A 15,380-nucleotide genomic window follows, 5' to 3' on the forward strand; every position below is an offset into this window, starting at 1 on the left:
CGGCCGGCCTCCAGCGCCTGCTGGCCGGCCGTGGCGGCGCCCGAGGCCCGCTGCACGGTGTCGGCAGCCTGGCCGATGGCGCCCAGGTCCAGCGCCTGCGCGGCCGGGGCGGCCAGCAGCGCGGCTGCAATCACTGCCGTGGTGGCGCGTGGAAGACGGCGCCCGCTCATGCGGGCTCCGCAGCGCGGGTGCGCACGTCCAGCGTGAAGTCGTCGCCGCTGGCGCTGGCGTGCAGGCTTTGCAGTTCCTGGCCTTCCACGGTGGCCTGCAGGAAGTGGGTGGCCATGCGCGGCAGCAGGTTCTGGGTGAGGATGCCGTCCACCATGCGCGCACCGGACTCGACCTCGCTGCAGCGGCGGCGCACCAGGTCCACGGCGGCTTCGTCGAAGCTGAACTGCGCGCCGTGGCGTTCCTCGATGCGCCGCTGTATGCGCAGCATCTGCAGACGGATGATCTGCTCCAGCATGGCGTCGGAGATGGGGTAGTAGGGCACGACGGTCAGGCGGCCCAGCAGCGCGGCCGGGAAGGTCTGCAACAGCGGCTGGCGCACGGCCTGGGCCAGGCCTTCCGGCGTGGGCGCCAGGTCCGGGTCGCGGCACATGTTGGCAATCAGGTCCGAGCCCACGTTGGAGGTCAGGATGATGACGGTGTTCTTGAAGTCGATGTAGCGGCCCTCGCCGTCTTCCATCCAGCCCTTGTCGAAGACCTGGAAGAACATCTCGTGCACGTCGGAGTGGGCCTTTTCGATTTCATCGAGCAGGACCACGCTGTAGGGGCGGCGGCGCACGGCCTCGGTGAGCACGCCGCCTTCGCCGTAGCCCACGTAGCCCGGTGGCGCGCCCTTGAGGGTGGAGACGGTGTGCGCCTCCTGGAACTCGCTCATGTTGATGGTGATGAGGTTTTGCTCGCCGCCATACAGGGCTTCGGCCAGGGACAGCGCCGTCTCGGTCTTGCCCACGCCCGAGGGACCGGCCAGCAGGAACACGCCGATGGGCTTGCCCGGGTCGTCCAGCCGCGCGCGCGAGGTCTGGATGCGGCGCGTGATGGCCTCCAGGCCATGGCGCTGCCCGATGACGCGCTTCTCCAGCGTGTCTGCCAGCGAGAGCACGGACTGCACCTCGTCGCGCACCATGCGGCCCACGGGAATGCCGGTCCACTCGGCCACGACGGCGGCGACCACGCCGGCATCGACCACGGGCTGCAGCAGCGGGGCATCGCCCTGCAGCTCGGCGAGCTGGCGGCGCAGCGCTTCCAGCGAGGCCACGCTGGGGGGCTCGGCAGGTTCGGTTGCGGTGGCTTCGGCGGCCGTCTCCGGTGCCGCAGCGGACGGGTCTGCGGCGGCGCCGGTGGAGAAGACGGGCGGCTTCAGGCCCATGAGGGCGGCCTCGGTTTCCAGGATGCGGCGGGCCAGCGCGCTTTCCTGGCCAAAGCGCTCGGCCAGCGTGGCCTGGCGGTCGCGCAGGCTGGCCAGGTCGGTTTCCAGCGCCTGCAGGCGCTCGGCCGTGGGCAGGCCGAGGGCTGCCTCGCGCAGCAGCACTTCCTGCTCCACGCCCAGGGCCTCGATGCGGCGCTGCACGGCTTCCAGCTGGGCGGGCGTGGCATGCAGGGCCATGGCCACGCGCGAGCAGGCCGTGTCCAGCAGGCTGACGGCCTTGTCGGGCAGCTGGCGCGAGGGAATGTAGCGGTGCGACAGGCTGACGGCCGCAGCCACCGCGTCGGCCGCAATGCGCACCTGGTGGTGGTTTTCCAGCTTGGCGGCCACGCCGCGCAGCATGTCCACGGCGCTGGGCTCGTCGGGCTCGTGCACCTGAACGAGCTGGAAGCGGCGGGTCAGGGCCGGGTCTTTTTCGATGTATTTCTTGTACTCGGCCCAGGTGGTGGCGCCGATGGTGCGCAGCGTGCCGCGCGCCAGGGCGGGCTTGAGCAGGTTGGCGGCATCGCCCGTACCGGCCTGGCCGCCCGCGCCCACCAGGGTGTGGACTTCGTCGATGAAGAGCACGATGGGCGTGGTGCTGGACTGCACGGCGTCCAGCAGGCCGCGCAGGCGGTTCTCGAACTCGCCCTTCATGCTGGCGCCGGCCTGCAGCAGGCCCACGTCCAGCACGCGCAGCTCCACGCCCTGCAGCGGCGGCGGCACGTCGCCCTGGGCGATGCGCAGGGCCAGGCCTTCGACCACGGCGGTCTTGCCCACGCCGGCCTCGCCCACCAGGATGGGGTTGTTCTGGCGGCGGCGCAGCAGGATGTCCACCATCTGGCGTACTTCGTCGTCGCGGCCCGTGACCGGGTCCAGCTCGCCCGCCTTGGCGCGGGCCGTCAGGTCCACGGTGTATTGCTGCAGCGCGCCGCCCTGGCCGGGCGCGGTGCCCGTGGCCTGGCTGGCTTCGCCCGGCGTGCCTTCCAGCCCGCTGCCATCGGCCGCGCGCATGCGTGCCTCGGGCGAGTCGGGCAGCAGGCGGGCGAAGGCATCGCTGAGCGCGGGCTCGGAGATCTTGTCGAATTCGCGCGAGATGGAGCGCAGCTCATTGGCCAGCGAGCGCGTGCGCACCATGCCCGACAGCAGATAGGCACTGCGGATCTGGCTGTCGTTGAACATCAGCGTGGCATAGACCCAGCCGCGCTCGATGGCGGTCTCTATGTGCTCGGAGAAGTCGCTGATCGAGGTGGCGCCGCGCGGCAGCTGGTCCAGGCGGCGCAGCACGTCGGCGGCCAGGCGGTCGGATGCGATGTCGAAGTGGCGCAGGATGCGGATCAGGTCGCAATCGTTTTCCTGCAGCAGCTGGTGCAGCCAGTGCACCAGCTCCACATAGGGATTGCCGCGCAGCTTGCAGAACACGGTGGCGCCTTCCAGCGACTTGAACAGCAGCGGGTTGAGCTTGCCGAAGAGGGATTGGCGGCTGATTTCTGTCATGGGTCTTGGGTGCGGAAAAAAGTGGATGAATGGGGGCCGGGCATGCCGGCTAGCGGAGGGGGCAGACTTCGACCTTGCGGCCCTTGGCCTGGCACTGCGCCAGCAGCCGGTCGACCCAGGCGCGTTCGACGAGGAAGCTGCTGCCGGTGATTTCCTGCGCCGTTTCACGGACGTCGGTGGCGAGGTGGATGGCCTTGGCTTCGGACAAGGCATCGCCATCCCATTGCGCTTCATCCGGCGATGGTTTGGCGGTGAAGCGGCGCTGTCCCAGATTGGCGATCTGGCCACCTTCGAGCCAGACCATCCAGACCGACGATCGCGCAGGGACTGCGCTGCGGTTGTGCTGTTGCACGAAGCAAAAGCGCTGGAGGGCTGCAGGCTTTCCGTGGCCAGTCGATGCCTGGCGGCTCTTCAAATGGATACGCAGGGCGGCTGGAGAAGGAACCAGGGATTGCGCCGGACGCGAGAAATCGGAGGCCCGCCCGCTTTCAGGCGCTGCCAGCAAAGGCAGGGCCGATCCCGCCAGGGTGGCCAGCAGACACCTTGCGAGCAGGCGACGGCCTTGCCTGACACGGCATGGCCCGGGAAAGCGGTTGCGTCCGATATGCGGCATGCGGCTATCGGGCAGGAGCCACTTTGATGGTGCGGCCCTTGGCCTTGCACTGCGCCAGCAGTCTGTTCACCCAGGCGCGTTCGACGAGGAAGCTGCTACCGGAGATTTCCTCTGCCGTTTCACGGACGTCTGTGGCGAGGTGGATGGACTTGCTTCGTGCCAAGCCTTGGCCGTCTTCTTCGGCCTCTTGCGCCGTCGCGTGGACCTGGGCCGGCAGCCGACCCAGATTGAGAATCTCGCCGCCGTCTTGCCAGATCATCCAGACGAAGGGTCCTGGATCTTCAGGTGGCGTGGAGCGCTGTTGGACAAAGCAAAAGTGCTGGGGCCTCCCCGCCATGGATGTGCCTGCACGCCTTTCCTTGAGCTGAAGGTAGGCGCGCAGCACGGTGGGCGAGGGGATGCTTGCCTTGCTGGGGCGCGAAAAGTCGGCGGGAACGGGATCTCGGGGTGCTGCTGGTGTTGGCGTAGCGGTGGCGTTGTCTGCCGCTTCAGATGTATGGGCAGGCGCGGAGACAGACAGAGCCAGCGTGGCCACTAGACATGCAGTCCATCGTATGCGGCAGGCGGGTAGCCAGGAACTCTTGGGTTGTGGCATGGGCATGGTGTCGGGAGTTGGTGGGACAGGGTCTTCAGTCCTGCTTGCGCAGTCGGGCATGGGTGTAGAAGGTGTTGCCCATGAGCGTGGCGTGCACCTTGAAATCCGGACCGGGCGAACCACTGCCTTCCGATCGCCAGGCATACAGGCCGGTGCTTGTGGGATCCGCAGCGAGCGGTTCGGAGGCAACAGTGATGGCCGCTTGTACAAACTGCTGGTACGCCGTCCGCTTGCCATGCAGGCCGTTGTTGGCGATCTGCAGGTAGTCCGTGAGGTTTTCCTGCATGTTTTGGTTCAGCGTGGGATAGGTCGGAAAGCCATGGAACTGCACCATGCCTCGGTCGTTGGCCTTGATGATGTCGGCGATGGTGGTTGCACCGCGGGCCATGAACTCCTCGGGCTTGCCGCTCTTGAGCCGGTTCTCGATGACGCGGCGCATCCAGCGCATGGACGTCAGGACGTCGGAAGCTTTCCATGCGACGTTTCGGGGGGCGCCGTCTGGCGAGAAGTTCTCGGCCAGCAGCAGGCGCACCAGCATCCCCTCCGTCGTCTTCTCCGCAGGCAGCGAAATGCTTTTCTCCACCTGCACGGTGATGGCTGCGGGCATGACGCTGAGCCCGGTTCCCTGCACCGCCACGATGCTGAGCTTGGTGAGCCCGGGCTGCTGCGCCACGAAGTCGAATTGCCAGCTGTCGGCGCGGGCGTTGTGTACGGGGGGCTGGGCCGCAAGAATGCTGGGCGCATCGATCCTGGCGCCCAGCTTGTAGGTCTTTGCGACGGCCTCGATCTTGACGCGCAGGCGGTTGCCTTCGACCAGCGTCAGCGTGGAAGGGACCGGGGCGTTGTGCGGGAACTTGATCTGTACGGTGGGCATGTGTGCGAGCAGGGAAGTGGTGATTCAGCGGTTCGGTGATTCAGTGGTTCGAGGGCTGGGGCCGGGGCGCCGGCCCCGCACGGGCTGGCGGCGCTGGCGAAGCCAGGCTTCGGGGTCCAGGCGGAAGTCGCGCGCGTCCTGTGCCGGCTCGGCATGGGTGAGCCAGGTGGTCCAGCCCAGCTGGGTGCTGCTGCCCAGCCGGGCGGCAGGCACTTCCTGGCGGCGCAACACCAGCACGTAGTCCCAGGCGAATTCGATGCCCAGGTAGTTGCGCACCCAGTCCACCAGGGTCTGGAACAGTGCGGCCTGGGGCAGCAGCTGCCGGTATTGCTCCAGGCCCAGCGGGCCGAGCACCAGGCGGAACTTGCTTTGCGCATCGGGCACGCGCGAGCCCACGACGGCGTCCACGCCCAGGCGCGAGTTGCAGGGGCGGCCCTGCAGCCGGGTCTGCTGCTCGGGCTCCAGCTCCAGGTGGTGCAGGCAGTTTTCTTCCAGCTTCACGGGAATCTGGAAGTAGTGCGACAGGGCCTGGCACAGGCCTTCGGGGTTGCGCGTCCAGCGAGTCAGATGGCCGGCCATGAAGCGCTTGGCGTGGTCTGGCACGTCGTCGCGCGCGCGCTGGCTGGGCAGGCCGGCGCCTATGAAACTGTCTATGTAGCGGCCAAAGGGGTCTTCGCCCGGGCGGTCCAGCGATGCGGTGGGCTGTGCGTCCGACCAGGCGCGGAACAGCAGCAGCAGCATGCGGTGGTGAAAGATGTCGGAAAAGCGTGCCAGCGTGGCGTCGTCATGCTGGCGCAGGCGCTCGCGCACGTATTCGGTGATGTGCGTGGGCAGCGGGCCGTTGGGGCCGTAGAGGCCGAAGTTCCAGACCGTCATGCGCTCGGGCTCGCCGGCGCGCGAGGGCAGGATTTCGGCAATGGTGGCGGGGGCGAAGGCCAGCGACGGGTCCTGGCCCAGGCGCAGCGGCTCGTCCTTGGGGCGCGTGGCCTGGCCCAGGCGCGGCAGCGCGGGATGGCGTGCCTGCAGGTAGCGCAGGCTGTGCATCAGGTCGAACTGGTAGGGCTTGGCGCTCAGGCGCTGCCAGAACAGGCGCGCCCGGGCGTCTTCGGGCCCGGTGGCCTGCACGGGCGCACGCGCGGGCGCCGGCACTGGAGCCGGAGCCGAAGACTGGAGGTGTTCCGGTTCGGGCAGGGGGGCGTGGGCGGCGTTGCTCATATGCCAGGCCTTTGTCCGGGGCGCGGAGTCCAGCGCGCGACGGGGCCGCGCTGGCGCGAGTGCAGCTGCAGCTCGGTGAAGCTGTTGACGCCCACATGGCGGGCGAAGAATCGCTCCAGCACATTGGACAGGGGCCAGGGGCTGACGCCGGCCATGGCCGGCTCGTCCACGCTCAGGTGTACGCCCACGCCGCGGCCGTAGACCAGTTGCCGGTGCTGGGGCAGGCGGCGCGTGATGGGTTCGATGCGCATGCCCTGGATGGCGGCGATCTGCCCGGCCAACTGGTGGTTGCCCAGGTCCAGGTAAAGGCGCAGCAGCTCCTGCAGCGTGGCCGCGCCTTCCTCGTCGGACAGATCGGTCATGGCCAGGTAGTTCAGGCTCAGGTGGGAGATCAATCGCCAGGTCAGGCCTCCGTCGGCCACGGCGGGGATGGGCGCGCTGGGGCCGGCGATGGCGCGGGCCCATTCCACGGGCGCCGATTCCTGCAGCGCAAAGTCGCCGCCCGGCTGGTTGACGCGCATGAGCAGGGGCAGATCGCGGTTGGTGCACAGGGTGTGCATGGACAGCTGCTTGAGGTCGTCGGAGAACGGGGCCTCGCGCTGGTCCACTAGGGAGATGAAGACTTCCGAGCCCAGGTACTGCGTGCGCGGGCCGCTGCGCAGGCTGCGCTCGGAAAACAGCCGGGGCTCGCGCCGCGTGGTGAAGTAGGCCTGCTCGGTGGAGTGCAGGCCGTGCGTGGATGCGTACAGCGGCGCGAATTCGCGGTCCTGGGTCTTGCCTTCGTGGTGGCCGGTGACGGCCTGCACGCCGTAGACCTCGAAGTCCAGCGGCCGCGTGCGGTCGGGAATGACGTGGTACTCGTGCACGTTGGAGGCCACATGCAGGCGGTCCGCCGTGTACTCGAACAGGTTGATGGCCGGAATGCAGTGCATCAGCAGCTTGGCCGCGTCGATCTGCGGCTCCAGCGTGGGCGCGGCGCGGCGCAGCAGCACGGTGATGCCCACGCCGTCATGGGCAATGCGGCGCATGCTGCGCGACAGGCCGTTGATCGAGAAGAACCGCTGCCGCGCGGGAAACGCAAAGTACTCGTGCAGCAGACGGTGGCCCTGGAAGGCGCGATGCGAATAGGGAATCAGCGCCTGCTCGCTGTCATGGCCTTCGGCCCGCAGTGCATCGGGCTGCAGCACGTCCCAGACCTGGCGCGGGTCCTGCGGGTGGTGGACAACGATGGCCAGCGTCTGCGTGTGGATGAGCTCCTGCAGGTGAGAGGCGACGACATCGCCCGCATGGATGTAGACCCACAGCTGGTCCATCGCCAGCTGCATGCACTGCGAGGCGTCTAGCGTGGCCAGCTGCAGGCGCAGGTGGCCGCCGGCCTCGCCCAGCTGGGGCACCAGCGCATGGGGCAGGTCCAGCGCCGGGCCGCCCAGGCGCGCCTGGCGTATCTCCAGCGGCCACAGCGTCAGCGGCCCGCCGGTGCGGAATTCGCAGATGGTCTGCTCTTCCTGTGACTTGTGGGTGCGCAGCACGCTGCCAGAGGGCAGGGTGAAGCCGTCCACGAGGTTGCCTTCCTTGGCGCTGGGCTTGAGCTGGACTACCACCATGGATGGCGTGGGCGCCAGGTAGTGGGGGCAGACCATCTCCATCATGCGCTGGGACAGGCGCGGAAACTCCGCATCCATCTTCAGCTGGATGCGCGCGCTCAGAAAGCTGAAGCCTTCCAGCAGGCGCTCCACATAGGGGTCGGCCACATCGGTGTCGTGCAGGGAAAGGCGGCCCGCCACCTTGGGGAAGGCGGCGGCGAACTCGGCGCCCAGCTCGCGCAGATAGGCCAGTTCGCGGTTGTAGTACTCGACGAGGCGGGGATTCATGGTATGTGGCGGCGTCCGGGCTCAGGCCCTGAGGTTTTGCAGCGAGACCTGGCCGGTCTCCAGGTCCAGGCTGGTCTTGAGCAGCAGCTCCAGCGGATAGGGCATGGACCAGAACTGGCAGCGGATCTCGAACTGCAGCGTGTTGTGGTGGTTGAGCTGCTCGGTGGAGGCCAGCAGCGTCACGGCCAGCGTCTTGGGCAGGATGCGCGGCTCGAAGGCCAGGATGCTTTCGCGGATGCTGCGCTCCACATGGCTCCAGTCCAGCTCGGAAAGCAGCTGGCCGGCCAGCGGCGGCATGCCGTAGTTGATGACCGAGCGCTGCACATGCTCCAGCCCCTCCATCTCCACGTGGTCCCAGGCATCGCGCGCATTGAGCAGCCAGCCCAGGTCGCGCAGCAGGGCCTCGCGCAGGCGGGATTCGTTCACGAAGACCGCGTCGGGCCGCTCGGTGCGCAGATGGGGCTCATGGTCGGTCAGCCGGTCCAGCAGGGCGGGCTGCAGCCGGTCCTTGGCTGCGGTCGCCTGGTTCTGGCGTGTGCGCAGCGTGGGCATGGGGTTGAGGGGACTGGGGCGCATGCAGGGTCCTCAGGAGCTGAAGTGGCTGGAAAGGGAGGGCAGGCTGGAGGACTCTTTTCCCCGCAGCGCCTGCTCATTCACCCATTCCCGGCTTTTGCCGCGCACGCACCATGCGGGGTTGCTGACCCAGTCGGTGAAGTACATGCTGGGATGGCCTTGAAGAATGTTGCAGCGCTCGTATCCCATTCGGGGCATGGCGTAGTGCTGCAGTGGCGCAATCACCAGAAAGGACACGGCAATGGAAAGCACATTGATGGCGAGGACGCCCATCAGTGCGTACTCCACCTTCTTGAGCACGGTCTTGCTGCAGGGAATGGCATTGGCGATGACCGCTGCAACCATCACCAGTGGGAAGGCCAGCGCTGTGATGGCCAGTGGCGACAGCGGCGTGATCCTGACGGCGGGCGCGCGATCGAGCAGGCCCCGGATGTCGGGCGCAATCTCCGCCAGCACCAGGTACGCATTGGCCGCGAGCAGGGCCATGCCAAGGGGGATGGCCCAGATGGCGTTCCTGCGGTTCTGGCGGACGCGGTCTTGCATGGAGTATTCGGTCCCTGTCACTTCTGGCGGTTGATGCTGCACAAGAGGCCGGTACTGCCGGGGCCGGGCGCGCAGGCGATGTCACCGTCGGGCTGCTGACCGTTGTCCTGGTTCAGCTTCTTCCATTCGGGCGACTGGGTGTTGACGCGGTACAGGCCTTGGGGCGTGTCATCGGTCAGGGATTTCAGGGCGGAAATCACCTTTTGCTTGATCTGCCATTTCTGGTCGGCTGCATTCAGCGCCATGCCTGTGACCAGCACGGCCACGGCCATGGCCGCCAGCGGGAGCACGGCCACGGCGGTGGCGCCAGCCACGGCAGCGCCTATGCCAAGGCCCACCATGGTGGCCAGGCCGGCCTTGACGGCCTCCACGCCAATGCCGCCGACCAGGTCGTGCATGGTCTTTTCGTCGTTGAACATGAAGTCCAGCGACTCGATGAGGCTGGAGACCACCACGCCCAGGATGAAGCCGCCCCTGGCCACGTTCTGCAGCCCGCGCATGCCCAGGCCCATCTGCACCATGCGCGGGTTGGAGGCCAGGTAGCGCGTGCCGCGCAGCAGGTGGCCGCGCAGGCCCGCATGGCCCCTGATGATGATGTAGGTGCCGCTGGACGTGGTCTTGACGTAGGAGCCCACGCCGGCCATGCCCAGGGCCTGCAGGGTTCTGGCGATCATGTAGGCATCCATGGAGCCCAGGGCCGCAGGCGCGACCCAGGGCTCGCCCACGTTGGGGCTCATCACCTTGGTCCAGTACTCGCCCAGCGGCGTCTGCGCCAGGATGGCGTGCAGCCGGGAGGCGAGCCGCGGGTCGATGCGTGCCTTGTCCGCGAGGATGCCCAGGTACTCCAGGGGCGTGAGCACCAGGACATCCAGCTGGCGCCGTTCCATCTCATCGGCGATGGACTTGGCGTAGTTGACTTGGAAGAGGGTGAAGGCAATCGATGCGGACATTGTGGGCAGGTGTCTGGTCTTGCGGGTGAAAAAAAAGAGGCGGGGGATCAGGCGGCGGTGCTCAGCGTGAGCTGGCGCACCTGCAGCATGGGAAAGTCCTCGGAGTCGGTGACCCAGGTGCGCTGGCCGTGGCCGGCCACGTGGCCCGAGGATTCGTCAGGATCGGAGGAGCCTGCATCCAGCGGGCTCCACTGCGTGCGGCGCGACATGCGGACGGCGTCGTCATCGCCGGGCGCCAGCGGATAGCGCGCGGGCATGAAGCCCTGCAGTGCGCCGCCCTCGCGCAGCGTGACCTCGCAGGGCAGCCAGATCAGGTCGCGCAGGTCCTGCACGGGCTCGAAGCCGATCTGTGCAATGGCGTCGAAGGGCAGCCAGTAGTAGCTGCCGTGCGCCAGCAGCTCGCAGACGGGCCCCAGGCGGGTATCGCTGTCGGCCAGCCATTCGAAGCGGTGCTCGCCCATGTGGCCTGCGGTGGCGGGCGCTTCGTCCAGGGCGCGGGCGCGCAGGTCCTGGGCAGCTGCTCCTTCATGGGCCAGGGCGTCGATCAGGCAGGCCAGCCATTGCGCGGGCTCGCCCATGAGAAAGGGCTTTTTCTTGCCGGCGAAGACCTCGGCGCGCAGCACTTCGCAGCGGATGGCCTCGCGGTAGGCGCGCGCCATGGGCTCGCACGAGGGGTCGAGCTGCGCGCACAGCTGCAGCTGCTCCAGCGCCTTTTGCCATTCGCCCAGCACGCACAGCAGCTGGAAGTAGTAGACGCGCAGGGGCGCCGAGGCCGGGGCCTGGCGGATCTGGTCCTTCAGGGCCTTGAGTTGCTCGTCCAGGGAAAGCTGTGAGGTGAAGCTGGGCAGGGGCATGGTGAAAACGCAGGAAAAAGAGAGGGGCGGGGTGCGGCTGCGCCCCGGTCAGTCGTCGTAGGAGCGGCAGCCCCAGCGCACGGCGTCGGGCGCCTCGCCGGCCACATGGCCGATGACGATGCGCGGTGGCGTCTCGTCCACGCCCTTTCTGAGCGGCATGGCGCGTGCGTACTGGGCGGGCAGTTCGCCGAAACCTTCCAGGCTCCAGCTGCCGCGTGCCTGTGGCCGGGCCTTGGTGCGCTGGACCAGGGCCTGCAGGCTGCCCGTGGCGCGCGCCGCGACAATGCTGCCGCTGCCGCCGCGCACGGTGATGGAGGACACCTGCGTGCCATCGATCTCCAGCGGCGTGGCAAACAGGTAGAGCAGGTCCAAGCTTTCGCCGGGCGCGCGGTCCACCACGGTCACGCCCTGGGCGCGCAGGCGCTGGGCCAGCGCTTCGTCGCGGCCATCGGGAAACTCGATGCGGCAATGCAGGGCGTCGGTGAACAGGGTGGTCATGTCCACTGCCGTGGCAGGGGCGGCTTGCACCGTGGCGCAGGCCGTGCCGGCCAGCAGCAGGGTGAAGAAAGCTTTGGAACAGGCGTTCATGGCGTGGCTCAATGGGCGCATCAGGGATGGCGGTAGATCTTGAAAGCGGGCTTATGGGTGCGGTAACCGGGGCCTGCCCAGAAACCGTTCTGCTTGAAGTCCGAGATCCAGACGCTTCCGTCGAACATCTGCATGTGGCCGGCGGGCGATGAGGTGAAGCCCTGCATCACGGCCACATCGCCCTTCTTGTAGCCACCTTCGGGCATGGCGTCGTAGCGTGTGAAGCCGGCGGCCACCAGGCTGGTGCCGTAGTCCTTGGCATCGCGCGTGCGCTGCAGTGCGATGCCGCCAGCGCCGATCGCATCGCGCACATAGCGCGCGCAGTAGCCGGCCGAACTGGCGCGGGCATTGGTCTGCAGGGTGGCGACGGCGTTGTCTACATTCCAGGGCATGAAAAGCCTCTCTGAGTTGGGTCCTGGAGGGGAAAGCTTCTCCAGGCCTGTTTCTTGTTATGGGGCCTGGCCCTGGTGCGAGCGTGTCGGCACCAGGAGCCAGGTGGGCGGGCAGTCTTACTTCGCGCCCTGCTTCACGGAAGGCAGCTTGGACACCAGGCGCAGCGACACGGTCAGGCCTTCCAGCTGGTAGTGGGGGCGCAGGAAGAACTTGGAGGTGTAGTAGCCGGGGTTGCCCTCGACTTCCTGCACCTGCACCTCGGCGGCGGCCAGGGGCTTGCGGGCCTTGGTCTCCTGCGAGGAGTTGGCCGGGTCGCCGTCCACGTAGTTCATGATCCAGTCGTTGAGCCAGCGCTCCATGTCGGTGCGCTCGCGGAAGGAGCCGATCTTGTCGCGCACGATGCACTTGAGGTAGTGCGCGAAGCGGCAGCAGGCGAACATGTAGGGCAGGCGCGCCGACAGGTTGGCATTGGCCGTGGCGTCGGAGTCGTAGTACTCGGCGGGCTTGGCCAGCGACTGGGCGCCGATGAAGGCGGCCACGTCCGAGTTCTTGCGGTGCACCAGGGGCATGAAGCCGTTCTTGGCGAGCTCTGCCTCGCGGCGGTCGCTGATGGCGATTTCCGTGGGGCACTTCATGTCCACGCCGCCATCGTCGGTGGGGAAGGTGTGGGCCGGCAGGTTGTCCACCGCGCCGCCCGATTCCACGCCGCGGATGGAGGTGCACCAGCCGTAGTACTTGAACGAGCGGTTGATGTTGACCGCCATGGCATAGGCCGAGTTGGCCCAGCAGTACTTGCCGTGGTCGCCGCTGTCGGTTTCTTCCTCGAAGTCGAATTCATCGACCGGGTTGGTGCGCGCGCCGTAGGGCAGGCGTGCCAGGAAGCGGGGCATGGCCAGGCCGATGTACTTGGCGTCGTCGGACTCGCGCAGGCTGCGCCAGGCGGCGTACTCGGTGTTGGTGAAGATCTTGGTCAGGTCGCGCGGGTTGGCCAGCTCCTGCCAGGATTCCATCTGCATGATGGCGGGCGCCGCGCCCGAGATGAAGGGGCAGTGGGCCGCGGCAGCCACCTTGGCCATTTCACCGAGCAGCTCCACGTCCGGCGGGCTGTGGTCGAAGTGGTAGTCGCCCACCAGGCAGCCGAAGGGCTCACCGCCGAACTGGCCGTACTCCTCTTCGTACACCTTCTTGAAGACGGGGCTCTGGTCCCAGCCCACGCCCTTGAAGCGGCGCATATTGCGGTGCAGCTCCTTCTTGGAGATGTTCATGACGCGGATCTTGAGCATCTCGTCCACCTCGGTGTTGGTCACCAGGTGGTGCAGACCGCGCCAGGCACCTTCGAGCTTCTGGTAGTCGTCGTGGTGGATGATGCGGTTGATCTGCTCGGACAGCTTGCGGTCGATCTCGGCAATGATGGCCTGCACCGTCTGGTAGGCATCGTTGGACAGCGTGATCGCCGAGCCCAGGGCTTGCTGGGCCAGCGTCTGCACGGCCGCTTCCACGGCTTCGCGGGCCTGGTCGGTCTTGGGCTTGAATTCCTTTTGCAGCAGGCTGCCGAATTCGCTGCCGGCCAGCGCCTGGGTCGATTGTTCGAGTTGGGTTGCGGTATTCATGACGTGCTTGCCTTCCTGATGTGCTGCCTCAAGCCTCGGATGCAGGGCCCGAGGCCTGCGGGGCAGTGATGTTGGGCGCGGCGGCCAGCGACTTGAGCAGCGCAGGGTCCTTGAGCACCTTGCCGATCAGCTCCTCGGCGCCCTGCTTGCCGTCCATGTAGGAAAGCAGGTTGTGCAGCTGGGTGCGTGCCTCCAGCAGCGAGTTGAGCGCGCCCACGCGCCGCGCGATGGCGGCGGGGGAGAAGTCCTCCATGCTCTCGAAGCTCAGGTCGATGTTGAGCTTGCCCTCGCCCGTCAGCGTGTTGTCCACCTGGAAGGCGACGCGGGGCTTGATGGACTTCATGCGCGCATCGAAGTTGTCGATGTCGATTTCCAGGAACTTGCGGTCGGCGATTTCGGGCAGCGGATCGACGGGCTTGCCCGACAGATCGGCCAGCACACCCATCACGAAGGGGATCTGCACCTTCTTTTCCGAACCGTAGATCTCGACGTCGTACTCGATCTGCACGCGCGGCGCACGGTTGCGCGCGATGAATTTCTGACCACTCTTGCCGGTTTTGGTGAGCGACATGCGGGTGTTCCTTTCAAGAAAAAAATAGGTCGCAGAAGTAAAAAGCCTGGAGTCCCGCCTTGCGGCGGACCGAAGGGCTGAGGGCGCAAGAGGCCGTGTGGAAACAGGTGGATGGGGTGGGTGTCATGGGGCAGCCAGCTCCTTGAAAGCGAAGTCCGGGTCCAGCAGGTCCGTGTGTGGCCCTCATGTCTGCGGCTCCTGCAGGTGGGCGCCCGTGATCACTTCCACCTGGGCCAGACTGTCGGGCGACAGTTCGCGCAGGATGTCCATGAAGCCCATGCGCATGAAGCGGGCGGCACGGCGGATGAGCAGGGGGGCGGGGTTGGAGGGCTCGGTGCGCTCCACGAAGGCGGCGATTTCCAGCAACTGGGCAATCGCCTGTTCGCGGTTGCGCGCCGGGGCGGGTGCCGAGCCTGGCGCGGGGTGGGCCACCGTGCCGCCCTCTGTGCCGGTTTGTGCGGCCGGATCGGTTTCAGCGTCCGTGTCGGCATCGCCTGTGGACTGGGGCTGCCATTGCTTGAGGGCCAGCAGCAGCTGGCGCAGGCCGTCGAGCTCGGGCTGCTGGTGGCTGGGCAGGTGCTGTTCGCAGCAGGCGCGGATCCGGTCGAGTTCCTGCAGCGCAGGGGTGACGGCCAGCAGGGTTTCGTGGCCCTCGGCATGCGCGCGGGCCGAGGCCATGCGCAATTCGTCGGCGGTCAGGTGCGGCAGGTCCTCGGGCACGTTGCCCTTGGCCATCAGTTCGGCGTCGCGCACGCTGATCTGGCCCAGCGCGCCGCGCAGGAAGTCGGCGTTGCGCAGTTCACGCACAAAGCCTGTCACGTCCGACAGGGTGCCCAGGGCGTTCATGCGCATGAAGTAGTCGTCGCCATCCTCGGGCAGGGGGTGGACATGCTCCCAGTGGCGCTCCAGCAGGGCGCCGCACAGCTGCAGGCCCTGCAGCGTGCCGGGCAGGCCGTGCAGGATGGTCCAGGCACGGCACAGCAGCACGGCCACGCGCAGGTCCTTGGTGCGCTGCATCAGGGCCGAGGCCTGGCGCTCCACGTCGCGCCAGTCCGGTGGCTCGGCGGGGATGACGGTGTCGCCGAACTGCTGTTCTACCTTGCCCTGCGCAGCGCTTTCCATGGCCTGGAAATCGTTGTCATAGGTAAGGTCCGGGCCGCAGGGCGGCTCGGCGGCGGTCTCGGTCAGCAGGTCCTGGATATTGGCCATGGGCGGGTCGGTG

15 protein-coding genes are annotated in these 15,380 nt (G+C 67.5%); all 15 read right to left on the reverse strand.

Features of this window, described 5'->3' with window-relative positions; all coding sequences use genetic code 11:
* Positions 1 to 166 precede the first annotated feature (166 nt).
* Positions 167 to 2,908, reverse strand: a complete 2,742-nt coding sequence (gene tssH, locus ACM14_RS18675; RefSeq protein WP_065346962.1) for a type VI secretion system ATPase TssH — start codon at positions 2,906 to 2,908, stop codon at positions 167 to 169.
* A gap of 49 nt (positions 2,909 to 2,957) precedes the next feature.
* Positions 2,958 to 3,323, reverse strand: coding sequence for a hypothetical protein (locus ACM14_RS32470; RefSeq protein ID WP_254662085.1), 366 nt, complete (start codon positions 3,321 to 3,323; stop codon positions 2,958 to 2,960).
* A gap of 202 nt (positions 3,324 to 3,525) precedes the next feature.
* Entirely contained in the window at positions 3,526 to 3,780 is a 255-nt protein-coding gene (locus tag ACM14_RS32475) for a hypothetical protein (RefSeq protein ID WP_224986298.1), read from the reverse strand.
* A 370-nt stretch (positions 3,781 to 4,150) separates the two neighbouring features.
* Complete coding sequence (locus tag ACM14_RS18690) at positions 4,151 to 4,990, reverse strand: hypothetical protein (protein WP_065346964.1); 840 nt, start codon at positions 4,988 to 4,990, stop codon at positions 4,151 to 4,153.
* A 24-nt stretch (positions 4,991 to 5,014) separates the two neighbouring features.
* Positions 5,015 to 6,205 carry a type VI secretion system baseplate subunit TssG gene (tssG, locus tag ACM14_RS18695; RefSeq protein ID WP_065346965.1) on the reverse strand — a complete coding sequence of 397 codons (1,191 nt, stop codon included), beginning with the start codon at positions 6,203 to 6,205 and terminating at the stop codon, positions 5,015 to 5,017.
* Complete coding sequence (gene tssF, locus ACM14_RS18700; protein WP_012205684.1) at positions 6,202 to 8,076, reverse strand: type VI secretion system baseplate subunit TssF; 1,875 nt, start codon at positions 8,074 to 8,076, stop codon at positions 6,202 to 6,204. Before tssF ends, tssG begins: the two co-directional genes overlap by 4 nt.
* A 21-nt stretch (positions 8,077 to 8,097) precedes the next feature.
* Positions 8,098 to 8,652 carry a type VI secretion system baseplate subunit TssE gene (gene tssE, locus ACM14_RS18705; protein ID WP_012205683.1) on the reverse strand — a complete coding sequence of 185 codons (555 nt, stop codon included), beginning with the start codon at positions 8,650 to 8,652 and terminating at the stop codon, positions 8,098 to 8,100.
* Positions 8,653 to 8,661: 9 nt separating this feature from the next.
* Positions 8,662 to 9,192 (reverse strand): hypothetical protein, encoded by a 531-nt coding sequence (locus ACM14_RS18710; RefSeq protein ID WP_013802355.1) that lies wholly within the window; start codon positions 9,190 to 9,192, stop codon positions 8,662 to 8,664.
* A gap of 17 nt (positions 9,193 to 9,209) precedes the next feature.
* Positions 9,210 to 10,142, reverse strand: coding sequence for a hypothetical protein (locus tag ACM14_RS18715; protein WP_043823013.1), 933 nt, complete (start codon positions 10,140 to 10,142; stop codon positions 9,210 to 9,212).
* 47 nt (positions 10,143 to 10,189) lie between these two features.
* Positions 10,190 to 10,996: a type VI secretion system accessory protein TagJ gene (locus tag ACM14_RS18720; protein WP_065346966.1), complete on the reverse strand. Its 807-nt coding sequence runs from the start codon at positions 10,994 to 10,996 to the stop codon at positions 10,190 to 10,192.
* 48 nt (positions 10,997 to 11,044) lie between these two features.
* Positions 11,045 to 11,584: a hypothetical protein gene (locus ACM14_RS18725; RefSeq protein ID WP_254662086.1), complete on the reverse strand. Its 540-nt coding sequence runs from the start codon at positions 11,582 to 11,584 to the stop codon at positions 11,045 to 11,047.
* 20 nt (positions 11,585 to 11,604) lie between these two features.
* The gene (locus ACM14_RS18730; protein ID WP_013802359.1) at positions 11,605 to 11,976 is read right to left on the reverse strand and encodes a hypothetical protein; all 372 of its coding nucleotides are present in this window, start codon (positions 11,974 to 11,976) and stop codon (positions 11,605 to 11,607) included.
* Between the two features lie 117 nt (positions 11,977 to 12,093).
* A complete protein-coding gene (tssC, locus tag ACM14_RS18735; protein WP_012205676.1) occupies positions 12,094 to 13,587 on the reverse strand; it encodes a type VI secretion system contractile sheath large subunit in 1,494 nt (497 codons plus the stop codon).
* 28 nt (positions 13,588 to 13,615) lie between these two features.
* Entirely contained in the window at positions 13,616 to 14,158 is a 543-nt protein-coding gene (gene tssB / locus ACM14_RS18740) for a type VI secretion system contractile sheath small subunit (protein WP_012205675.1), read from the reverse strand.
* A 183-nt stretch (positions 14,159 to 14,341) separates the two neighbouring features.
* Positions 14,342 to 15,367 carry a type VI secretion system protein TssA gene (gene tssA / locus ACM14_RS18745; RefSeq protein WP_065346968.1) on the reverse strand — a complete coding sequence of 342 codons (1,026 nt, stop codon included), beginning with the start codon at positions 15,365 to 15,367 and terminating at the stop codon, positions 14,342 to 14,344.
* Positions 15,368 to 15,380: the final 13 nt, after the last annotated feature.

Source organism: Delftia sp. JD2 (assembly GCF_001682645.1).
GTDB lineage: Bacteria > Pseudomonadota > Gammaproteobacteria > Burkholderiales > Burkholderiaceae_C > Comamonas > Comamonas acidovorans.